Annotated in this window: 16 protein-coding genes; 8 read left to right on the plus strand and 8 right to left on the minus strand. The window is 73.2% G+C overall.

The window, feature by feature from the left end:
- Positions 1–40: 40 nt before the first annotated feature.
- Genes ACXAHD_RS03560 through ACXAHD_RS03570 form a run of 3 tightly spaced genes read right to left on the minus strand, consistent with a single transcriptional unit; the run spans position 41 to position 6,880 of the window.
- Complete coding sequence (locus ACXAHD_RS03560; protein ID WP_289211361.1) at positions 41–5,170, minus strand: SCO7613 C-terminal domain-containing membrane protein; 5,130 nt, start codon at positions 5,168–5,170, stop codon at positions 41–43.
- Complete coding sequence (locus ACXAHD_RS03565) at positions 5,076–5,498, minus strand: hypothetical protein (RefSeq protein WP_475048576.1); 423 nt, start codon at positions 5,496–5,498, stop codon at positions 5,076–5,078. Before ACXAHD_RS03565 ends, ACXAHD_RS03560 begins: the two co-directional genes overlap by 95 nt.
- Complete coding sequence (locus tag ACXAHD_RS03570) at positions 5,453–6,880, minus strand: UDP-glucose dehydrogenase family protein (RefSeq protein ID WP_281551753.1); 1,428 nt, start codon at positions 6,878–6,880, stop codon at positions 5,453–5,455. Before ACXAHD_RS03570 ends, ACXAHD_RS03565 begins: the two co-directional genes overlap by 46 nt.
- A gap of 265 nt (positions 6,881–7,145) precedes the next feature.
- Between ACXAHD_RS03570 and ACXAHD_RS03575 the strand changes: the two genes are divergently transcribed.
- Positions 7,146–8,309, plus strand: coding sequence for an acyl-CoA dehydrogenase family protein (locus ACXAHD_RS03575; protein WP_281551752.1), 1,164 nt, complete (start codon positions 7,146–7,148; stop codon positions 8,307–8,309).
- 27 nt (positions 8,310–8,336) lie between these two features.
- Here ACXAHD_RS03575 and ACXAHD_RS03580 read toward each other — a convergent pair whose 3' ends face one another.
- Together ACXAHD_RS03580 and ACXAHD_RS03585 are read right to left on the minus strand one after the other, a co-directional pair.
- The gene (locus tag ACXAHD_RS03580; RefSeq protein WP_475048580.1) at positions 8,337–9,305 is read right to left on the minus strand and encodes a hypothetical protein; all 969 of its coding nucleotides are present in this window, start codon (positions 9,303–9,305) and stop codon (positions 8,337–8,339) included.
- An 81-nt stretch (positions 9,306–9,386) separates the two neighbouring features.
- The gene (locus ACXAHD_RS03585; protein WP_281551750.1) at positions 9,387–10,118 is read right to left on the minus strand and encodes a hypothetical protein; all 732 of its coding nucleotides are present in this window, start codon (positions 10,116–10,118) and stop codon (positions 9,387–9,389) included.
- A gap of 274 nt (positions 10,119–10,392) precedes the next feature.
- Between ACXAHD_RS03585 and ACXAHD_RS03590 the strand changes: the two genes are divergently transcribed.
- On the plus strand, positions 10,393–12,402 hold the full coding sequence (locus ACXAHD_RS03590) for an acetoacetate--CoA ligase (RefSeq protein ID WP_289211360.1): 2,010 nt from the start codon (positions 10,393–10,395) through the stop codon (positions 12,400–12,402).
- A 51-nt stretch (positions 12,403–12,453) separates the two neighbouring features.
- Entirely contained in the window at positions 12,454–12,810 is a 357-nt protein-coding gene (locus ACXAHD_RS03595; RefSeq protein WP_475048582.1) for a hypothetical protein, read from the plus strand.
- Positions 12,811–12,847: 37 nt separating this feature from the next.
- Here ACXAHD_RS03595 and ACXAHD_RS03600 read toward each other — a convergent pair whose 3' ends face one another.
- Complete coding sequence (locus ACXAHD_RS03600) at positions 12,848–13,594, minus strand: TIGR03089 family protein (protein ID WP_281551747.1); 747 nt, start codon at positions 13,592–13,594, stop codon at positions 12,848–12,850.
- A 196-nt stretch (positions 13,595–13,790) separates the two neighbouring features.
- On the opposite strand from ACXAHD_RS03600, the gene ACXAHD_RS03605 reads away from it, so the two are divergent.
- Together ACXAHD_RS03605 and ACXAHD_RS03610 are read left to right on the plus strand one after the other, a co-directional pair.
- A complete protein-coding gene (locus ACXAHD_RS03605; RefSeq protein ID WP_281551746.1) occupies positions 13,791–14,954 on the plus strand; it encodes a glycosyltransferase family 4 protein in 1,164 nt (387 codons plus the stop codon).
- 78 nt (positions 14,955–15,032) lie between these two features.
- Entirely contained in the window at positions 15,033–16,133 is a 1,101-nt protein-coding gene (locus ACXAHD_RS03610) for a mannose-1-phosphate guanylyltransferase (RefSeq protein ID WP_281551745.1), read from the plus strand.
- A gap of 13 nt (positions 16,134–16,146) precedes the next feature.
- Here ACXAHD_RS03610 and ACXAHD_RS03615 read toward each other — a convergent pair whose 3' ends face one another.
- Together ACXAHD_RS03615 and ACXAHD_RS03620 are read right to left on the minus strand one after the other, a co-directional pair.
- A complete protein-coding gene (locus ACXAHD_RS03615; RefSeq protein ID WP_281551744.1) occupies positions 16,147–17,307 on the minus strand; it encodes a coenzyme F420-0:L-glutamate ligase in 1,161 nt (386 codons plus the stop codon).
- Positions 17,304–18,341, minus strand: a complete 1,038-nt coding sequence (locus ACXAHD_RS03620; protein WP_475048587.1) for a 2-phospho-L-lactate transferase CofD family protein — start codon at positions 18,339–18,341, stop codon at positions 17,304–17,306. Before ACXAHD_RS03620 ends, ACXAHD_RS03615 begins: the two co-directional genes overlap by 4 nt.
- Before the next feature lie 79 nt (positions 18,342–18,420).
- Here ACXAHD_RS03620 and ACXAHD_RS03625 point away from each other — a divergent pair, with 79 nt between their 5' ends.
- From ACXAHD_RS03625 to ACXAHD_RS03635, 3 genes are all read left to right on the plus strand, one after another.
- Entirely contained in the window at positions 18,421–19,278 is an 858-nt protein-coding gene (locus ACXAHD_RS03625) for a hypothetical protein (protein ID WP_281551742.1), read from the plus strand.
- Between the two features lie 107 nt (positions 19,279–19,385).
- Complete coding sequence (locus ACXAHD_RS03630; protein ID WP_289213637.1) at positions 19,386–21,911, plus strand: bifunctional FO biosynthesis protein CofGH; 2,526 nt, start codon at positions 19,386–19,388, stop codon at positions 21,909–21,911.
- Between the two features lie 234 nt (positions 21,912–22,145).
- Positions 22,146–22,430, plus strand: a complete 285-nt coding sequence (locus ACXAHD_RS03635; RefSeq protein ID WP_281551741.1) for a hypothetical protein — start codon at positions 22,146–22,148, stop codon at positions 22,428–22,430.
- Positions 22,431–22,469: the final 39 nt, after the last annotated feature.

The raw sequence follows: 22,469 nt of genomic DNA on the forward strand, positions 1-22,469 counted from the left end.
CAGCGGCCGGAGCCGTCCAGCCGGGTCTCCCCGAGCGGCCTCAGCGCATGCCGCGCAGCGCGCCCCGCACCCGTTCCTGGGTCTGCCGGCGCCACTCGCTGCTGGCCCCGAGCGCCAGCAGCACCAGACCGACCGGGATCAGCACCAGCCACGGCCCGAAGAAGGTCAACGCGTGCAACGCGGTCACCGCGCTGACCACCGTACCGACCACCACCGGAGCCTGCTGCTGACTCATCGCCCCGACCAGCAGGGTGCCGACCGCACCGAGCAGCAACAGGACCTGCCGGAAACTGTTCTCCCCGGAGCTGATCACCAGCACCAGGGTGGGCAGGAACGCCGCGGCCAGTGCCGGCCCGTACGCCGTCCAACTGCTCAGGTCCGGCCGGTGCCGCAGTTCCAGGACCCCGACCAGCAGGGCGAGGACGGCGAACGGCAAGGTGTACGCCTCGGTGAGCGCCACGTCGGTGATCCGCATCAGCATCCACCAGGCGGTGATCTCACAGCCGACCGCCAGCCAGAACAGGACCCGACGCTCCATCGCGCGTCGGCCCGGCCGGGTGGCCGTCACACCGAGCACCGCGCCCCAGGCGGCCAGCAGCCCGGCCAGATGCGCGGCCGAGTCGTACGCCAGGGCCAGCGCGAGCAGTGCGGCCGCGTAGCTGCTCCACTCGACCACCGCCGCCTCGCGTACCGCCTCGGGGTGGCTGAGCCGGGGCAGCCGGGTCGCGGACAGCAGCAGGCCGGCACCGACGGCGAGTACGCCGAACGCCGACCAGCTCGGCGGGAGGCCGGCGACAAGGCCCACGGTCAGTACGAACATCTGCGCCATCACCGAGGCGAACAGCCAGCCGAGGATCCGAGCCGGCTGGCTGCGTCCGGCGTACGCGGCCACCGCTCCGACGCACACCGAGCTGCCCAGCGTGAAGACGGTCAGTTGATCGTTGGCCAGCGCGCCGGCAAGCCCGGCGCCACCGGCGGCGAGGCCGATCAGGAACAGCAGCCGGCGGGCGATGCGCAGCGGCCGGTGCCGTTCGGTGTCCGGCGGCGGTTCGGTCAGCGCCAGTCCGACCATGGCGACCGCGAAGACCAGCAGCGCCGCCATGGTGCCCGCCGGCCAGCCGACGCCGAACGACATCGGGGTGATCAGCAGGGTGATCGCCACGCCGGGCAGCACCACCGGAACCGCCTGGCCCGGCCCGCCGGTGTTGAACCCGGTCGCGGCCAGCGCCGCCGCGACGGTGAGCAGCAGCGCGGCGAGCACGTTGGTCGGGTCCACGGCGGCGGCCGGCGGATCGAGCAGCCCGGCCGGTGGTCCCTGCCAGATCGCGGTCAGCGTGCGGTACGGCTCGACCAGCGCGGCGGTCAGCGTCGGTGCCACCGCCGCGACGGCCAACGCGGTGGGCAGCGCGGCGGCTGCCAGCGCACCCTTGACCGGGCTGATCGCCCACTCCCGGCCGATCTCCAGCGGCCCCGGCTGGCTCCACCGGCCGCCGAGCCCGGACCATCGGCGACTCGGCCGGGACAGGTCCACCGGCGGTGGGGTGGCGGCCCGCAGCAGTTCGGCGAGTACGCCGAGCAGTGCGGCCCCGGCGGCGTACATGCCGGTCGGCAGGTCGGTCGGGAGCGACGCGAGGGCGGTGACCGTCGCGCCGCCGGCCAACCCGACGGTGGCGTACGGCAGGTAGTGCGGCACCTGGCGGCGGACCATGGCCAGCACGGCGACGCCGAGCGCCGAGGCGGCCAACGCCCCGGTCAGCACGATCTCCGTGGTCCAGCCGAGCGCGGCGGCCAGCGCGGCGACCGCCCCGGGCATCGCCAGCAGCGCGGCCCCGGTCGCTGCGCCACCGATCTTCGCCAGGTGCGCCGGCATCGACTCCCGGTCGGGGACGAGCTGCCCGGTACCTGCCTGATCATCCTGGTCAGTTTGACCAGCCTGGTCGGCCGGAGCGGACTGGTCGGCCAGCGTCACGGTGGCGACGACTCGGGCGAGTACCGCCACCACCACGCAGGTCAGCACCACGACACCGAGCGCGGCGGCGGTGGTCCACGGACGGACCAGGCTGGCGCCGATGGCGTACAGGGCGACCGCCACGGCGACGCCGGCCCGGGCGGTGGCTGCCTGTGGATCGTCGGCGGCCACCGAGACGATCCCGTACCCGATCGCGACCAGGCATCCGACCACGATCGGCGACCACCAGGGCAGGCCGAGCGCCGCCGGGGTGCCGACGGTGGCGAGCGCGACCAGCACGCCGGCGGCGTGGAACGACCAGGGTCGGGGCAGCGCGACGGCGGCGGCCAGCGCGAGCAGTACCAGGGCCAGCGGCACCTGCCACGAGTTGGCGGCGACCTCGGTGGACCAGGCGGTCAGGTCCGCCTGCCAGAGTTGGCCCGGGGTGGCCAGTGCCTGGACGCCGCCGGCGACCGCGGTGTAGCCGGCGAGGACGGCGATGACTCCACCGCTGACTGCGGTGCCCAGGACCGGTCCGCGCCGCCAGTGCTCGGGCAGGGCGCGTACGGCGACCGCCACCAGCAGGGTCAGCGCCGCGCTGGCCACCAGTTCGGTGCCGGGTACCACGATCGCGCTGACCCTGGCCAGGGTGCCGACCAGCGCGGCGGTGGCGGCCGCTGCGGCGTAGTCGGGGCCGTCGAGCAGCCGGTCCGCCCGCCGCCCGGCGTCGATCGACGGTGCCATGAGCAGCAGCCCTGCGGCGACCAGCAGCCCGACGGCGACCCACACGTCGGCGACGGTCGCGCCGGGGGAGCCGAACGTCGCAGCGGTGACCGCGAGCGCCCCGAGCCCGGTGCCGATGGTCAACGGCCGGGGGATCTGCCGTTCGGCCACCTGCGCCAGCGCCGAGTAGCCGAGTGTGCCGCAGACCGCGAGGAAACCGGCGGCCAGGATCGGGGCGGTCGTCTCCTGGACGGTCAGCGCGGTCGGCCCCGGCGGCGGTACCAGAGCGGCGACGAACGCCGCCACCCCACCGGGCAGGGCGAATGCTGCACCGCCGGCTGCCCAACCGCCGACCGCGTCCCCGGCGGGCCGGCGACGTACCTCCGGCAGGGTCCCGGCCACCGCGATCAGTACGCCGGCGGCGGCCAGCACCAGCAGAGCGGCGGCGGTGGAGCCGGGGCGGGCCAGCGCCGCGCCCGCACCGGCGGTGCCGAGCACCGCCGCGCAGATCACGTGCACCCGGGCGGCCCGGGTGGTGTCGGTGAGGAAACCTGTGCCGGCCACCGCGACGGCGGTGAGCACCGGCAGCCACGGTGCGGCGTACCAGGGCAGTGCGAAGGACGCCGGTACGGCCAGCGCGGTCAACGTCACGCCGACGACGGTCGCCTCGCGGCGCCATTCGACCGGCATGGCGACCGCCGCCGCGATGGTGATCAACAGCGCGGCCAGGGCGAGCTGCCAGTCGGCGGGCCCGGCGTAGTCGACCAGGCTCTGCTGGTAGCCGGCCAGGTCGGCCTGCCATGCGGGCAACGCGGCGCGGACCGGTGCCAGCGCCGCTCGCAGCGCGCCACCGGCGACCAGTACGCCGAGCACGGTCAACGCGGCCGCCGCCGCGAGCTGCGGGCCACGGCGGACCTGCTCCGGCAGGGCCCGTACGCCGATTCCGGCGACGGCGACCACGGCGGCGATCAGCAGCAGCGCCGGACCGGGCAGGGCGACCGCCGCGACCCGGCTGGCCGCGCCGATGACCGCCAGGGCGAACACGCCGGCGGCCAGGTCCGGCAGTGGCGGGTGGCCCAGGGTGAATCCACCGGCGAGCCCGATCCCGGCGGCGATCAGCAGCACCGCCGCTGCGACCAGCGCGTCGGGCACCGTGTCGGCGCGCAGTACCGCCACCACGGCGAACAGCAGGGCGGCTGTGACGGCGAGCCCGTGCAGGGTCCAGATCAGGTCGCGTAGCCAGAGGACGGCCGCGGTGGGTGCCGGCGGCAGCCAGCCCGGCCCTCGACCACCGTTGCCGCCACCGGGAGGCTCACCCTCGACGACGGCGTCGGCCTCCTCCGGCGCGTTCTCCGGCCGGTCGGAGCCGGTGCCGGTCGGTGCCAGCCCGGCTGACCCGGCGGGCCCGCCGGACCGGTCGACGGGCTGGTTGCCGCTGTCCGACCCGGCCGGCGCGTCCGGCCGGGGTCGAGGCGCCGTCGGCGACCCGAACCGCCAGCCGCCGCCGAGCTGCCCGGGGCCGCTCAGTAGCCGTACCAGCAGCAGATCGAGCACGGCGACCACGGCGAGGGCCGACGCCCACCCGGCAGGCCCCCGGATCACGTCCTGACCGAGCAGCGGCACCACCGGCTGGATCGCGAGCACCATGCCGTACCGGGGCAGGCGTAGCCCGGTGGTGGCGGCGTAACCGGCGGCGACCAGCGCGGTGACGGCGAAGGTGAGGCCGGCGAACGCCGACGGGCTGACCGGCCCGGCCCGGACGGCGTCGGTCGCCCAGATCGCGTAGCCGTCGATCGGGACGAGGACCAGCGCCACGGCGGCGATCGTCTCCGCGGTGGAGGTGAGCCCGCGGGCGGCGACTGCGGGCGGTGCCGCGAGCAGCAGCAGCGTGCCGGCGAACAGCACGCTCAACCGGGTGACATCGGGCAACGCGCTGTTGGCGACGGCGGCGAACACCACCACCGCCATCAGCGCGCCGAGGCCGAGCAGGACGTTCTGGATGGACTGGGCGGACGCCTCCGGTCGGGTGCCGTCCGACGACAGGACCTGGGTCGGATCGTCGCCGGCGGCGGCCGGCGGGTAGCCGGCCGGGCCGGAGCCGGGCGGTTCCGAGCCCGGTGGCGGCCCGGTCAGCGGCACGTCGTCGGCGGCCAGGTTGGGGCTCTGCCGGGGGAACCTCGGCGGGGCGGTGCCCTGGTCGGCGGTCGGCGGTCGACGCCCGGCCCGGCGGCGGACCGAGACCCGGGGCCCCGGGCCACGCCGACCGGCGGCACCGCCGGTGGACAGGATGTCCCGCTGGAAGATCGCCGCCTGCAGGTCGCTGGCCGTCTGCTTCTGCTCTTTGGCCAGCGAGAGCTCGCGGGCCTTCATTTCGGCGATGGACCGCTCGATACGGGCCAGGTCCTCAGCGAACTGCGGCTGCTCGGCACCGCACCGCGGGCAGGTCGCCGCCGCCGGCACGGTCCGCCCGCACGAGGCGCAGCGGTACGGCGTACTCATGGCACCCTCCTCCACGCCCGGACCACACTGTGGACCACTTCCTACGAAGCATGCCTAAACCAAGCAACTGTTGAACAGCCCTAGGCGGCGTGGAGATCGGAGAAAAACCGGTCGTGGGGGTGGTGGGGGGCACAGAACAACTCGTCTTTTCGTTGTGGTGTTTTGGCTCGGTGGTGTCCCCCTCCCCCCCCCTCCCCCCCTCCCCCCCCCCCCCCCCCCCCCCCCCCCCCCCCCCCCCCCCCCCCCCCCCCCCCGGCCGGTTCGGCGCGGGCGGTGCCGGGCTCAGGGGCGGCCCATGCCCCGGTACTGCCAGCCGGCGCCGGTCCACAACGTCGAGTCGAGGCAGTTCCGGCCGTCGATCACCCGCCGTCCGGCGACCAGCTCACCCAACGACACCGGGTCGGCGTTACGGAAATCGGCCCACTCGGTCAGGACGCAGACCAGGTCGGCGTCGCGGACCGCGTCGACCATCGACGGTACGTAGGCCAGGTCCGGCTGCGCACGGCGGGCGTTCTCCGTACCCTCGGGGTCAAAGACCCGCACCTGCGCGCCGGTCTTGGCGAGCATCGCCGCCACCGCGAGCGACGGCGCGTCCCGTACGTCGTCGGAGTTGGGTTTGAACGTCGCCCCCAGCACCGCCACCGTCGTGCCGGACAGATCCGGCCCGGCCGGCCCGGACCGACGGTCCAGCAGCTCGGCCGCGAGCTGCACCACCCGGGACCGCCGCCGCTGGTTGATCAGATCCACCTCGTGCAGGAACCGCAACGCCTCACCCGCGCCGAGCTCCTGCGCCCTGGCCTGGAACGCCCGGATGTCCTTGGGTAGACAGCCACCGCCGAACCCGACCCCGGCCTGCAGGAACCGGTTGCCGATCCGCGGGTCGTAGCCGATCGCCCGGGCCAGCTGGGTGACGTCGCCGCCGGCCACCTCGCACACCTCGGCCATCGCGTTGATGAACGAGATCTTCGTGGCCAGGAACGCGTTCGCCGCGACCTTCACCAGCTCGGCGGTCGCGAAGTCGGTCACCACCAACGGCACCTCCCGGTCCTCGGTGGCAGCCAGGTCGAACACCCCCTTGTGCGCGGCGTACAGCATGCCGTTGGCCCACTCGCTGCGTACCCCGACCACGATCCGGTTCGGCCGCAGCACGTCCTCGACGGCGAAACCCTCCTGCAGGAACTCCGGACTCCACGCGACCTCGACGCCCAGGTCGCCCTGGGCGTGCTTGCCGACCAGCTGCTCGATCCACTCCGCGGTGCCGACCGGCACCGTCGACTTGCCGACGATCAACGCCTTACGGGACAGGTGCTGGGCCAGACCGGTCACCGCCGCCTCGACGTACGACAGGTCGGCGCCCATCGCGTCGGCCCGCTGCGGGGTACCCACACAGATGAAGTGCACGTCACCGAACTCGGCCGTCGCCGCCATGTCGGTGGTGAACCGCAGCCGTCCGGCGGCCAGGCTCCGCTTGAGCAGCTCGTCCAGGCCCGGCTCGTGGAACGGCACTTCACCTGCGGACAGCTTCGCGATCTTGTCGGCGTCGACGTCGTAGCCGATCACCTCGTAGCCGAGCTCGGCGAAACAGATGGCGTACGTCGCGCCGAGGTAACCGGTGCCGAGGAAGGTCAGCCGCGGGCGGGGGGCACCCGACGGCGGGGCCACCGCCGCGATGGCCGGAACGGGCTGGATGTTCGGGTACGGGATGGTCACGCCTTGTTCTCCGCTCGCGCTGGCGGCGCTGTGGTCGCGTCGCACTCGGTGGCCCGGTGCCGGGGGCTCGACACCAATCATCGTGGTTTTGACGTTCGCGGCGTACCGCTTCGTGGGTGCCGACTCGGCCGAGGGGTTCCGGTCGGCTGCCCGGCAGACGATAGTCCGTACGGCTGGGCGGGGGCGACCGGCATCGGCGTTACTCACCGGTATCCTCACACTCGAGCAGGATATCGAGGGAACACTCCAGGCGAGGGAGGGCGTGATGACGTCCGGGCCGGCGTTCGATGTCTATCAGTTACCAGAGGAGCACACAGCGATCCGGGAAGCGGTCCGGGAGGTGTGCGACGCGAAGGTCGCCCCCAACGCCGCTGAAGCCGACGAGACCGCACAGTTTCCCACCGCTTCCTACGACGCGCTGCGGGCAGCGGATTTCCATGCCCCGCACGTTCCGGAGCAGTACGGCGGGGCGGGCGCTGACGCCCTCGCCACCGCGATCGTCATCGAGGAAGTGGCGCGGGCCTGCGCGTCCTCGTCGTTGATCCCGGCGGTCAACAAGCTCGGCACGATGCCGCTGCTGCTGGCCGGCTCGGAGCAGTTGAAGGAGCGCTACCTGCGACCGGTGGCGTTGGGCGCGGCGATGTTCTCGTACTGCCTGTCCGAGCCGGAGGCGGGCAGCGACGCTGCGTCGATGACCACCCGCGCGGTCCGCGACGGCGACCACTGGGTGCTCAACGGGGTGAAGCGGTGGATCACCAACGCCGGTGTCTCGGAGTACTACACCGTCTTCGCGGTCACCGAGCCGGGTGCCCGGTCACGGGGGATCTCCGCTTTCGTTGTGGAGAAGTCCGACCGCGGGGTGAGCTTCGGCGCACCGGAGAAGAAACTCGGTATCAAGGGGTCACCGACCTGCGAGGTCTACCTGGACAACGTCCGGATCCCGGCGGACCGGATGATCGGCGAACCGGGCACCGGGTTCGCCACCGCGATGCGCACCCTGGACCATACCCGGGTGACGATCGCCGCCCAGGCCGTCGGCATCGCGCAGGGTGCGCTCGACTTCGCCCGCGGGTACGTGCGGGAGCGCCAGCAGTTCGGCAAGCCGATCGCCGACTTCCAGGGCGTCCAGTTCATGATCGCGGAGATGGGCATGAAGCTGGAAGCGGCCCGGCAGATCACCTACGTCGCCGCCGCCCGGTCGGAGCGCGCCGACGCAGACCTGACCTTCTTCGGGGCGGCGGCGAAGTGTTTCGCCTCAGACGCGGCCATGGAGATCACGACCGACGCGGTGCAACTGCTCGGCGGGTACGGCTACACCCGGGACTACCCGGTCGAGCGGATGATGCGGGACGCCAAGATCACTCAGATCTACGAGGGCACGAACCAGGTGCAGCGGATCGTGATGGCGCGCCAGTTGCTGACCCCCTGACCTGACCTGAGGCTTCCGGAGCCGGCCTCAGCTCGGGGACTTCCCCGCGTCGTCGGGACGGGCCGGCAGCACCGTCGTGGTCTCGTCGCCGCCGTCCGCGCCGTCCGTCGTCCGGACGATCCGGGTGGTCTCGTCGGGGTCGGTGGTGGTCGGCTGGTTGATCCGGGTGGTCTCGTCCGGGTCGGTGGTGGTCGGCTGGTTGATCCGGGTGGTCTCGTCCGGGTCGCCGCCGGTGACCGCCGGTCGGGGCGGTGCGAACGCCGACGCCTGCGGCAGCACGACGGTCGGATCGTCCCGCCGGTGCCCCGGCGGGGTCAGCCGCATCGTGTCGTGCTCCGAGTCGGGTTCGGCACCCGTCGCCGATCGGGCTGGCCGCAGCGGCGGGTTGGCGGCGGCCGGGAAAGCGATGGTCCGAGCCGGATCGCCGGTCGGTGGCTGGGCCGACCACGCCGGCGGTCCGGCGCTGCCGCCGTATCCGCCGGCCGGGTTGCTGCCGTATCCGCTCGGGTTGCCGTATCCGCCGGGGCCGGGCAGCGGGGCGGTCCGCGTCACGTCCTGCGGCGGTGGCCCGCCGGCGTACAGCGCCACCATCCGCTCACCCCGCCAACGACGTGGGCTGAACACGGTGGCCAACAACGGGACGGCCAGCACCACGGCGAGCCCTTCGGCCGGCGCCGTGAGGACGAAATCCGTGCCGAGCAGCCGGCGCGGCATCGTCTCGTAGAACCCCACGATGTCGACGGTGGCCCAGGCCGACACTCCGACGAACGACGCCCCGGCCAGAACCGGTCCGACCGGGGACAACCGGGGCAGCAACAACAGCGCGTACGACACTCCGCAGACCGCGAGCGCGGCCAACCCGATGAACACGTCGAGCGGTGGTTCGCTGTACGCGTCCCGTCGAGCCAGCGCGTACTCGCTCAGGCCGAGCCCGGCGAGGAACCAGATCACCGGTGCGAGGAGCAGGGACAGGACCAGCGAGCCCAGGTGCCGCATCTGACCTCCTCGCGGGGATGGTGCCTTCCGGGCACGGTACCCGCCAGGCGCAACGTCACCGGCAACAGTCGGTGGGTCGGTTCAGCGAATCACCCGACTGGACCGGGGGATGGGCCGGGCCGGCCGTAGCCCGTCGCCGTCGGGTCGAACGTCTCCGGCCGGCGCGGCCAGTGTCGTCTTCGTTCTCGTCTTCGTCCGCAACGACGCCGGCCGGTCGGCGTCGGCTCGGTCCGGGCCGGTCGGTGCGTCGGCGGAGTCGTCCGACGTCGTGGCGCTGCCGCCCGGCAGCGACCAGAGCGACGGGTCGAACTCGCCGCGTGGCCGGACCGGCAACGGCTCCGCCGCCGCCGCGTCGGAACCGGCCTCGTCGTCGTCGGTGCCGTTCGTCGCGGGCCGGGATCGCCACCGCTGCCTGCTCAGCACCGCGGTGCTGAGCAGCACCCCGAGCAACGCGAGGGTGCCGTTCTCCACCGGCTGCAGCAGCACCACCGGTTCACCGAAGAGCCGCCACGGCGTACCGATCAGGTCGCGGGCACCGAACGGGTCGACGAACATCGCCACGTACGGGGCCGCCAGAGCCAGCCCGGCGGTGAGCGGACCGAGCGGGGAGAACCGTAGCGTGCCCAGCAGCCCGAGCAGCAGACCGGCGGCGAACACGAACGCGGCCGGTGCCAGCAGGGTCGCCGTGTGGTAACCGCCGTCGGTCACCCAGCCGGCGATGGTGCGGGCCGACGTCGTCTGGCCGACCGCGATCAGCACCCAGCACAGCGGTGCCGCAGCCAGGCCGCTGAGGAAGCTCCAGAGATGACGCATGGGCGAACCGTACCGTTTCGGGCGGGAGGCTCGGGCAGGGACGCAACGGGGCGGCGCACTTTCTCCCGTCCGCGTTGGCACACGCCGCAGGCTGTGCCCGTTGCGCTACCTGCTGACGACAGCTTGTGTTCCCGGCACGCTCCGTTGCGCCCCGGTCGGCAGGACAATCGATCAGCGGCACCGCCGCCGGCGGCGCGCGACGTACGCGAGGATGGAAGTGGACGGCCACACGCGGTCCGGCGACGCGGCCGCGACCCGGGGAGGAGTGTCAGTCGTGAGCGAGGTGCTGTGGTGCCCACCGGCGGACGTGCGGCAGCGGACCCGGATCGGCGGGTACCTGGCGTGGCTGGAGCGCACCCGAGGGCTGCGGTTCGCTGACTACCAGCAGCTGTGGCAGTGGTCGGTCGACGACCTGGCCGGGTTCTGGGGGTCGGTCTGGGACTACTTCGAGGTGGCCGGCCAGCAGCCGGCGGAGCAGGTGCTCGCCGACCGGCGGATGCCCGGCGCGCGGTGGTTTCCCGGTGCCCGGCTCAACTACGCCGAGCACGTGCTGCGCGCACCCGGGTTGGCCGAGGGCGCCCCGGTGGTGATCGCGCACAGCCAGACCCGAGCGCCGGTCACGCTCACCGTCGGGCAACTGCGCGACGAGGTCCGCCGGGTGCGGGCCGGGCTGCGCCGGCTCGGGGTGCGATCGGGCGACCGGGTCGCGGCGTACGCGCCGAACATCCCCGAGACGTACGTGTTGATGCTGGCCACCGCCAGCCTGGGCGCGGTCTTCTCGTCCTGCGCACCGGAGTTCGGCACCCGCAGCGTCACCGACCGCTGGCAGCAGATCGAGCCGACGGTGCTGGTCGCGGTCGACGGCTACCGGTACGGCGACAAGGCGGTCGACCGCCGGGCCGAGGTGGCGGCGATCGCGGACGCGTTGCCGTCGGCGCGGCACCGGGTGCTGATTCCGTACCTGTCGGCGGCGGACCCGGCGGAGCTGCCATGGGCCACCTCGACCTGGAGTGCGCTCACCGCGCCGACCGACGAGGCGTTGGCGTTCGACGCGGTTCCGTTCGACCAGCCGCTGTACGTGCTCTATTCGTCGGGCACCACCGGGCTGCCGAAGCCGATCGTGCACCGGCACGGCGGCATCCTGCTGGAGCATCTGAAGATGCTGGCGTTGCATCACGATCTGGGGCCGGGGGACCGCTTCTTCTGGTTCACCACCACCGGCTGGATGATGTGGAATTATCTCGCCTCCGGACCGGCGGTGGGTGCGGCGATCGTGCTGTTCGACGGCAATCCGGCGGTGCGCGCGGCCCCGGGCGGCGCGGCCAGCCCGGACCTGGGCACCTTGTGGCGGCTGGCCGCCGACACCGGTGCCACCTATTTCGGTACCTCGGCGCCGTTCCTGCTGGCCTGCCGCAAGGAAGGGCTGGCGCCGCGGAAGATCGCCGATCTGTCTCGGCTGCGCGGGGTCGGCTCGACCGGGGCGCCGCTGCCGGCTGAGGGTTTCACCTGGGTGTACCAGTCGGTCGGCGAGGACCTGCAGTTGACGTCGCTGTCCGGCGGCACCGACGTGTGCACCGGGTTCGTGGGCGGCGTACCACTGCTGCCGGTGCGGGCCGGGGAGATCGCCTGCCGGTGTCTGGGCGCGCGGGTCGAGGCCCGGGCCGCCGACGGCCGGACGGTCGTCGGTGAGCTGGGCGAGCTGGTGATCACCGAGCCGATGCCGAGCATGCCGGTCGGGTTCTGGAACGACCCGGACGGCAGCCGTTACCGGCAGGCGTACTTCGACCGGTATCCGGGGGTCTGGTGCCACGGTGACTGGATCACCATCGCCGAGGACGGCAGCTGCGCGATCACCGGCCGTTCGGACGCCACCCTGAACCGGGGCGGGGTGCGGTTGGGCACCGCCGAGTTCTACTCGGTGGTGGAGGCGTTGCCGGAGGTCGCCGACTCGCTGGTGATCCACCTGGAGGATCCACAGGGCGGGGCGGGGGAGCTGCTGCTGTTCGTGGCGTTGCGGGCCGGGGTCGGGCTGGACGACGCGCTGCGTACCCGGATCGTGCGTGAGCTGCGGTCGGCGCTGTCACCGCGGCACGTGCCGGACGGAATTCACCAGGTCGCGGCCGTGCCTCGGACGCTGTCCGGCAAGAAGCTGGAGGTGCCGGTGAAGAAGATTCTCACCGGGGTGCCGGCCGGGCAGGCGGCGGCGGCCGGGGCGTTGACCGATCCGGCGGCGTTGGCACCGTTCATCCGGTTCGCCCAGGACCGGGGGACGCCGGTGGGTTGACCGATTCTGCCGGGATGGCAACGCAGCGTCAGCGCAGCGCGTCTCACAGGCGTGGGTGTCTACTTCCGCTTGAAGATCACCGACACGCTCGGCGTCCGGGTCGAGGGGGCGCACGCCTTCAACCCGCTGGCCGGGATCACCCGGACGTTCTGGTACCGGCTGCCAACCGACTGGGTGGTGGACGGCGCGGTGCCGCGACAGCGTCGCGAGCTGCTGGTCGACCGGCTGTACGGCCCGGGCTGGCGCGACGGCAACCCGGACGGGTCCCGGTACATCATCCTCGGCGTGCAGGAGAAGCTGCTCAGCGCCGGTGAGGCGGCGGGCAAGCCGTGGCTGGCCGACCGGGCCGGGTTCTACGTCTGCGCGCCGGACGGCGAACTGCGGGAAGTGGTGCCCCGCGAACTCTGACTGGTTCCGACCGGCAGGCGGTGCCGACGACGACCGCTCAGGCCAGGACCAGATCGACCTTTTCGCTGTCCACCCGCCCGTCGAGCCGCTGCCGGTCGAGGTTGCGGCAGAGCACCATGGTCGCCTCGGCGGCCAGCGGCGCCAGCAGCCAGTCGGTCGGGTCCGGGTACCGGTCGCAGTCGACCAGGACCCGGGCCCCGGCCCCGATGCCCAGCTCCGCGCCGCGCCGGCGGGCCCGGCCGGCCAGCTCCGCGTCCTGCCGGTCGACCGCCGGGTACGGAGTGAAATGGTCGCCGTGGCCGCGTACCTCGGTGATGTAGTCGGTCCAGCCGGACGGCAGCTCCCGGGCGGGTGCCGCCATCGGGGCGAGGCTGAGCAGGTAGCGCTCACCGGCGGGCCGCCGATCGACCTCGGGCACCGCCGGTGGGCTGGCGAAGAGCACTTCCGCAGCCGGGTCGTCGGGCAGCGCCGGCAGGGGGTCCCGGCCGGCCGGGGTGCCGGGCCCAGCGGCCGGGGCGGTCCGCACCACCAGCGCGGCCGACCAGCAACCGAGCAGGACGCCGGCGGTCTGCCAGTGGGCCGGCAACGCGACGTCGGCGTGGTCACCGGCGGCCGCGCCGGCCCCGTCCACCACCAGGTTGGCGGTCTTGGCCACCCAGTTGGCCAGCGTCGCACCGGACAGCTCGGTCCGGTCGCCGGTCGCGTCGTCGTACCAGGTGAGCAGGGGCCGCGTCGGGTCCGCAGTGACGGCGACCGCGAGCAGCCCGGCCAGGTTGTTGGTCATCGGGCCGAGCGTAGCGCCGTCACTGTACGTACACGCTGTCACCGGGTGGTCTCGCCCCGCTGATCGTCGGCGGCGCGGTTCGCCGCGACGCGTTTTCGGTCGCGTCGTCGACACGGCGGACGGCGTCGGGCGGCGTAGTCTTGGCACACGTGTCGTTCTTCACAACCCTCCACCACCCCCTTAGAGGAGTTGCCCAGTGACCGCCGGTCGACCGCCCCGCGTACTCATCGACGCAACGAGCGTGCCCACCGACCGCGGTGGTGTCGGTCGATACGTTGACGGCCTGCTGGGGGCCCTCGGCGCGCTCATCGGCAGCGGCGTCGAGCTCTCCGTCGTAGCGCTGCGTACAGATGTCGAGCGGTACACCCGGATGTTGCCGGCCGCCGACGTGATCGCCGCGCCGGCCGCCGTCGCGCATCGCCCGGCCCGGCTGGCCTGGGAGCAGACCGGGTTGCCGCTGCTCGCCCAGCAGGCCGGTGCTGATGTGCTGCACTCGCCGTACTACACCTGTCCGATGCGGGCGGGATGTCCGGTAACGGTAACTGTGCACGATGCGACGTTCTTCACGGAACCGGAGCACTACGACAAGTCGCGGCGAACCTTCTTCCGCAGCGCGATCAAGACCTCGCTGCGCCGGGCCAGTCGGGTGATCGTGCCCAGCAAGGCCAGCCGTGACGAGCTGATCCGGCTGCTCAACGCCGACCAGGCCCGGATCGACGTGGCGTACCACGGCGTCGACTGCGGCGCCTTCCACGTGCCCAGCGACGAAGAGAAGGCCCGGGTACGGGCCCGGCTCGGGCTGACCGGCACCGACTACATCGCGTTCCTCGGTGCCAAGGAGCCGCGCAAGAACGTGCCCAACCTGATCCGGGGCTGGGTGCGCGCGGTGCAGGACCGGCCCGATCCGCCGGCGCTCGTGGTCGCCGGCGGGCAGGGCCACGACGACGACATCGACCGTGCCGTCTCCGACGTCCCGGCCCACCTGCGGCTGCTGCGTCCCGGCTACCTGCGCTACGCCGACCTGCCCGGTTTCCTCGGCGGTGCCCTCGTCGCCGCCTACCCGTCCTATGGGGAGGGCTTCGGCCTGCCGATCCTGGAGGCGATGGCCTGCGGTACCCCGGTGCTGACCACGCCGCGGCTGTCGCTGCCTGAGGTCGGCGGTGATGCGGTCGCCTACACCAGCGAGGATCCGGACCGGATCGCCGCCGACCTGGTGGCCTTGCTCGACGACGAGGCCCGCCGGCACGCGCTGGCCAAGGCCGGGGTGGACCGGGCCAAGGAGTTCACCTGGTCATCCAGCGCCGAGGTGCACGTGGCGTCGTGGAGCCGGGCCGCCAGCATGAACCGGGCCGCCTGGTGACCCGGCCACTACTCACCGGTACGGGGAGGTATCCACCATCTCCTCGGGTGGCGTGCCCGTGCCGGGCATGATGTGCTGATGCTCTTCGCCGTCATTCCGGCGGGTGGCAGCGGCACCCGACTGTGGCCGCTGTCCCGCGCCGGTAACCCTAAATTCCTGCACCCCCTCACCGGCACCACGGCCTCGCTGCTGCAGGCGACCGTCGCGCGGCTGGCACCGCTGACCGATCCGGAACGGATTCTGGTGGTGACCGGTGCGGCGCACGCCGCAGCGGTCGCCCGGCAGTTGGCTACGGTGCCGGAGGAGAACGTGCTCGTCGAGCCGTCGCCCCGGGACTCCTGCGCGGCGATCGCCCTCGCCGCCGCAGTCGTCGCCCGGCGTGAGCCGCAGGCCGTGATGGGTTCGTTCGCGGCCGACCACCTGATCGGCGACACCGACCGGTACGTCGAGACAATCCGTCAGGCGGTGGACGGAGCCCGCACCGGCCTGCTGATGACCGTTGGTATCACCCCCACCCGGCCGGAGACCGGCTACGGCTACCTGGCCTGCGGCGACACCATCGGCCCCGGGCCGGTCCGCCGGGTCGAGCAGTTCACCGAGAAGCCAGGGCTGGCGGTCGCCGAGAACTACCTGCGCTCGGGTCGCCACCTCTGGAACGCCAGCATGTTCGTCTGGCGGGTCGACGTGTTCCTCACCGAGTTGGCCCGCCAACAACCCGAGCTGCACTCCGGCCTGACCCGGATCGCCGCCCGGTGGGACAGCCCCGACCGTGACGAGGTGCTCGGCGACGTCTGGCCGACGTTGCCCCGCATCTCCGTCGACTACGCGGTGATGGAGGGCGCGGCCGCCGCCGGGCGGGTCGGCACCGTCCCCGGCGACTTCGGCTGGAACGACGTCGGGGATTTCCACACCCTCGGTGACGTGCTGCCCACCGATCCGGACGGCAACGTCGTCCTCGGCGCCCCGGCGGCCGAGGAGAAGCCGGGGGTGCTGCTGCGGGACAGCAGCGGTTTGGTGGTGGTGCCGCACTCCGGCCGGCTGGTCGCAGCGCTCGGCGTACGGGACCTGATCGTGGTGGACACCCCCGACGCGGTGATGGTCTGCCCCCGCGACCGGGCGCAGGACGTCAAACGGTTGGTGGACGCGCTCAAGGAACGCGGCGAGGACGGGTACGTGTAAGCCGCCCGGTCCGTCACGGCGTCGCGACGAGCCCGAGCAGGACGACGGTGCCGTCGGGGCCGGCGACGGTACCTAGCTCGGCGCTGGCGACACCGTCGGCCGCCAGCGCCGCCCGTAGCCGGTGCAGGTCGGTGCCGAAGCGCACCAGGTCCGGCGGCGTATCGCCCGGCGGCCGGCAGCGCAGCAACGCCGGGTACGCCGCGTCGGCCGGCAAACCGTCGGCCGCGCTCCGCAGGCTGTCGGCGTCGGCCAGCTCGAAGCGGGTGCCGGGGGCCACCACCTCGGACACCAGCCGGACCGCCCGGGCCACGGTCTCGCCGTCGACCGCAGACGGGCCGTCGACCGGACGAGGGTCGTCGACTCCGGCGGCCGGAGCGCCCGCCGGCCCGCCCGGCGGCAGGGTCGCCGCCGCGAGCAGCCCGGCCCGGCGGGCCTCCGCCGTACCCAGCGTGAACAGGTCCTGACCTGGTTCGCGGATCAGCGGTCGTACGCCCGGCCCGGCGGGACCGGCCGGCCCCGCCGGCGGTTCGGCCCGCCACGGGTAGCCGCGGACCACCGCCACCGGCACCTGCTCCGACTTGCCCTTCACCAGGTCCCCGGCAGCAGCCATCTCGTCGACCACCGCCATCTGCGTCAGCCGCAGCTCGTTGCCGTACCGGTCGGTCTGGCCGCGGTAGTCGCGCACCGGGTCGATACCGGCGGCCCCGAGCGCGACGTCGGTCAGGCCGTTGCGCCACGGCCGTCCCATGGTGTCCGACACGACGACCGCAAGATCGAGCCCCAGCCGGGCGTAGAGACCGGCGCGCAGCTGCCGGGCCGACCGGTCCGGATCGACCGGTAACAGCACCAGCCGGGTGGGAGCCACATTCGAGTTGTCGATCCCGGCGGCCGCCATCACGAACCCGTGCCGGGTCCGGACGATCCGGGTCGCCCCACGCCGTGCCACCACCTCGACGGTCTCGGCGGCCAGCACCTCGTCGCGGACCAGGCTGCGGTCCGGTTCGTCGGCCGGCAGATCCACCAGCCGGCCCTCGGCCTTCGAAACGATCTTGCTGGTCACCACGAGGACGTCGCCGTCGCGCAGCCAGGGTGCGGCGTCCCCGATCAGCGCCGCCAGGTCGTCACCGGGAACCACCTCGCCGATCCCGGCGACCGGCAGGATCTCCAGCCTCATCCGGTCACCCCGGTCGGCCGGCCGGCCAGTTCGATCGCGGCGCCGACCATCGCGGCCGTCGCCGTCTCGTCGGACATCCACAGCGGTACGGCCCGCACCTCGATCCCTTGCACCCGGGTGGCCTCGTCCACCGGGTCGACCAGCCAGCCGTCCAGCAGCCCACCGGCGCGCCGGGCACCGTAGAGCGCCGCCACCCCCGCCGCCGTGCACGGTTCACCCAGCACCGCGAGGCACCGGTCGGCCATGCCGCGTACCGGGGCGTCGCCGATGATCGGCGAGACCCCGACCACCGGGGCCGTATTGCCGGCCAGCGCTTCGTGGATCCCGGGTACGGCGAGCACCGGCGCGATGCTCACCACCGGGTTGCTCGGTGCGATCAGCACGACGTCGGCGGCGGCCAGTGCCTCCGGTACGCCGGCCGCCGGCTTGGCCTGTGCCGCGCCGACGAAGACGAACCGGTGGGTGGGCAGCGCGCCCCGATGGCGTACCCACCATTCCTGGAAGTGGATGGCCCGCTCGCCGCCGGCATCGGGCCCCGGCCCCGGCCCCGGCCCCGGCCCCGGCCCCGGCCCCGGCCCCGGCCCCGACTCCGGGTCCGAGACGACGACGTGGGTCTCCAGCCGGTCGTCGGTGGCCGGAAGCAGCCTCACCCCCGGCCGCCAGCGGGCGCAGAGCGCCTCGGTGACCGCCGACAGCGGGTAGCCGGCGTTGAGCATGGTGGTGCGGACCAGGTGGGTGGCGACGTCCCGGTCACCGAGCCCGAACCAGGTGGGTTCCGCCTGGTACGCGGCCAGCTCGTTCTTCACCGCCCAGGTCTCGTCGACCCGGCCCCAGCCACGCTCCGGATCCGCGCCACCGCCGAGTGTGTACATCACGCTGTCGAGGTCCGGGCTGATCCGCAACCCGTGCAGGATGACGTCGTCACCGACGTTGACCACGGCGGTCAGCTCGGCTCCGGTGCGTCGGGCGTACTCCCGCGCGCCGACCAGGAACTTCGCGCCGCCGATCCCGCCGGTCAGTACCACGATCCGCATGCCGTCCATCCTCGTCCATCGGCGGAGCACTACGCTCACCGGCATCGACCGCCGCCACCTGCGAGCACCGGGAGAATGCGTGACCACCCAACCAGAGGCTGGGCCCGGCGACCGGCCGCCGGCCAGAGATCTCACCATGCCGCTGCGGGAGTTCGCCGCCGCCGTCCTGCTCGGTGCCACCGCAGTGTTCCTGTTCACCGCAATGCTGGACCTGCTCGTGCCGTACCGGCTCGGCTTCGGGCCGGGGTTCGCCCGCCGCTCGGCGGACAGTTTCGGCAGCTTCGTCAATCTGGCCACGGTCGGCTTCCCGTTGCTGGCGGTGCTGCTCGCCACGCACCTCACCCCGGAGCTGGGCCGGGCTCGGCTGATGACCCTGGTCGCCCTCGTCGAGTACGGGGTCGCCGCGGTGTTCGGTGGTCTGTTCGGGCTGCTGGTCGGCTTCGTCGTGCTGGTCGACGACACCATCCGCGGCGGATTCCAGGCGCTGTTGACCCGGGCGGCCTGGCTGGCGGTGCTCGGTGTCGCCGGGTACGCACTGTGGCGGATCTGGCAGGGGCGTTACCAGGTGGTGCGACCGAAGCCGCCGGCACCGGGCGGCTACGGTCCCCCGCCGGGCTACGGCCAGCCGGGGCAGTACGGTCACCCCGGTCCGTACGGCCCACCGCCGCCCGGCTACGGCCAGCCGGGTCAATACGGCCAGCCGGGCCCGTACCACCCGTACCACCAGCCCGGTCAGTCCGGTCAGCCCGGACCGGCGTACCCGCCACCGCCACCGCCACCGCCGCAGAGCGGCCCGCATCCGATGTACGCGCCGCCTGCTCCGCCTGCGCCGTCATCCGGGCCGCCGGCCCCGCCCGGGGACGAGCCGGGGCCGGCTGGGAACGAGCCCGGTCCGGAGGAGCCGGGCTCGGCCGGGACGACCCAACGGATCTCCTGATCACCGCTGGCCGCCGGTGGGCGCTGTGGCGAGCGCCACCGGCCGGCGCAGGCCCGAGGGCCTAGTCTGCAGTGGTGGCCGAGCACACTGAATCCGTCGTCGCCCGAGTGACCGGGGCCGCCCCGGCGGAACAGCCCACCACCACCAGCGTCCGGCGGGCGCTGCGTCGTGCCGCGACCGGCCGCAGCCTCGACCTGGATGAGGCCGCCGCGCTGCTGGCCGCCACCGATGGCGAGTTCGACGAACTGCTCGACCTCGCCGGTTCGCTGCGCGACGCGGGGCTGCGCGACGCCGGCCGGCCGGGCGTGATCACGTACTCGCGGAAGGTCTTCGTCCCGTTGACCCGGCTCTGCCGGGACCGCTGCCACTACTGCACCTTCGCCACCGTGCCGGGCCGGCTGCCCGCCGCGTACCTGGACCGTGCCGAGGTCCTGGCGATCGCCCGGGCCGGTGCCGCACAGGGTTGTAAGGAGGCGCTGTTCACCCTCGGTGACCGGCCCGAGGACCGCTGGCCGGCGGCCCGCCGGTGGCTGGACGAGCGGGGCTACGACTCCACCGTCGACTATCTGCGGGCCTGCGCGATCGCCGTACTGGAGGAGACCGGTCTGCTGCCGCACCTCAACCCGGGGGTGCTGAGCTGGGCCGAGCTGCAACGGCTCAAGCCGGTGGCGCCCAGCATGGGGATGATGCTGGAGACCACCGCGACCCGGCTGTGGTCCGAGCCGGGCGGCCCGCACCACGGCTCGCCGGACAAGGAACCGGCGGTGCGGCTGCGGGCGATCGCCGACGCCGGTCGGGTCGGCGTGCCGTACACCACCGGCCTGCTGATCGGCATCGGCGAAACTCTCCGGGAACGGGTCGAGTCGCTGTTCGCGATCCGGTCGGCGGCCCGCGAGTACGGCCACATCCAGGAGGTGATCCTGCAGAACTTCCGCGCCAAGCCGGACACGGCGATGCGTGGCATGCCGGACGCCGAACTGCGTGACCTGGCCGCGACGGTTGCCGTCGGTCGCCTCCTGCTCGGGCCGGGTGCCCGCATCCAGGCCCCGCCGAACCTGGTCGAGGGGGAGTACGCGCTGCTGCTGCGGGCCGGCATCGACGACTGGGGCGGGGTGTCGCCGGTGACCCCGGACCACGTCAACCCGGAGCGGCCCTGGCCGCAGATCGACGAGCTGACCCGGCGTACCGCCGCCGCCGGGTTCACTCTGCGGGAACGGCTGACTGTCTACCCCGAGTATGTGCGGCGCGGCGAGGCGTGGCTGGACCCCCGGCTCGCCGCGCACGTGTCGGCGCTCGCCGAGCCGGGCACCGGTCTGGCCGACGAGTCGGCGATGCCGGTCGGCCGCCCCTGGCAGGAGCCGGAGGAGGTGTTTGCCCCAGTCGGCCGGACCGATCTGCACACCACGATCGACACCACCGGGCGGACCGGGGACCGGCGGGGCGACTTCGACCGGGTGTACGGCGACTGGGCCGAGGTCGCCGGCCGGATCAGCGCACCGACCGGTGCCGGCACCAAGGGCGACGGCGCCGGCGACGCGAATCTGCGGGCCGGGCTGCGGCTGGCCGCCGACGATCCGGCGGCGCTGCTGCAACCACGGCACACCGACGCGGCGCTCGCCCTGTTCACTGCCGATGGCGCGGCGCTGGACCAGGTCTGCCGGATCGCCGACGAGGTACGCCGGGACACCGTCGGCGACGACGTCACCTACGTGGTCAACCGCAACATCAACTTTTCCAACGTCTGCTACGTCGGCTGCCGCTTCTGTGCGTTCGCCCAGCGGGAACGGGACGCCGATGCGTTCCGGCTCTCCGCCGAGCAGGTGGCGGACCGGGCCGAGGAGGCGTGGCGGGCCGGTGCCACCGAGGTCTGCATGCAGGGCGGCATCGATCCCAAGCTGCCGGTGACCGCGTATGCCGAGCTGGTCCGGGCGGTCAAGCGACGGGTGCCGCAGCTGCACGTGCACGCCTTCTCCCCGATGGAGATCGTCACCGCCGCCGCGAAGGCGGGCATGCCGGTCCGGGACTGGCTGCTGATGCTGCGCGAGGCGGGACTGGACACCATCCCGGGGACCGCAGCGGAGATCCTCGACGACGACGTGCGGTGGGTGCTGACCAAGGGCAAATTACCGGCCGGCACCTGGGTCGAGGTGGTGACCACCGCGCACGAGCTGGGGCTGCGGTCCAGCTCGACGATGATGTACGGGCACGTGGACCATCCCGGCCAGTGGTTGGCGCATTTCCGGGTGCTGGCCGGGGTGCAGGACCGCACCGGCGGCTTCACCGAGTTCGTCGCATTGCCATTTGTGCACACCAATGCGCCGATCTACCTCGCTGGGCTGGCCCGGCCGGGGCCGACCTGGCGGGAGAACCGTGCCGTGCACGCCATGGCGCGGCTGTTGCTGCACGGCCGGATCGACAACATCCAGTGCTCCTGGGTGAAACTCGGCGACGAGGGCACCGTCGCGATGCTGCAAGGCGGGTGCAACGATCTCGGCGGAACGCTGATGGAGGAGACGATCTCCCGGATGGCCGGTTCGGCGAACGGCTCAGCGCGTACCGAGGCGCAGTTGCAGTCGATCGCGGCCGCCGCCGGCCGTCCGGCGGTCCGACGGTCCACCGCGTACCAACGCTGATGCCGGCTTTCCGCCCTGCGCCCACCGCTGCCCACCGGCGGCCGGATCGGCCTCGGTCCCGGCCGACGCCGTGCGGTGGCGCGTCCGACAAAAGTCGATTGGCGGATGATCGAACCCACCGGCGTCGTCGGCCGTATGAACAGGTGCCGGCGACCGCGGGTGACGGATGGGCCGCGCCGGCACTGGTCCCATCGCGACAGTGGGTTACCCCCTGACCCACCGGAAGGGTTGTCCATGAGAACTCGCCAGCGGAACCGACCGAAGTTCAAACTGTCCCGCCGCCAGGTGCTGACCGTCGCGGCGAGCGCGGGTGTCGGCGCGGCCGCGGTCAGCGTCACCGGCCTGTCATCGGCTGTGGACAGCCGGCTCGCCGGATCTGCCGAAGGTGACGAGGCAATCGTCGTCCACCTGCGGGATCCGTCAAACGGGACGTTGGACGTCTTCGTCGGCACGTCGCGGATCGAGGTACAAGACAAAAGCCTTGCCGCCCGGTTGCAGCGCGCCGCCCGCCAGGGCTGAGTGCGCCGTAAGGGCACGTCTCACCTGACGCGTACCGCG

This window comes from Micromonospora sp. ABR4_055, assembly GCF_056160425.1.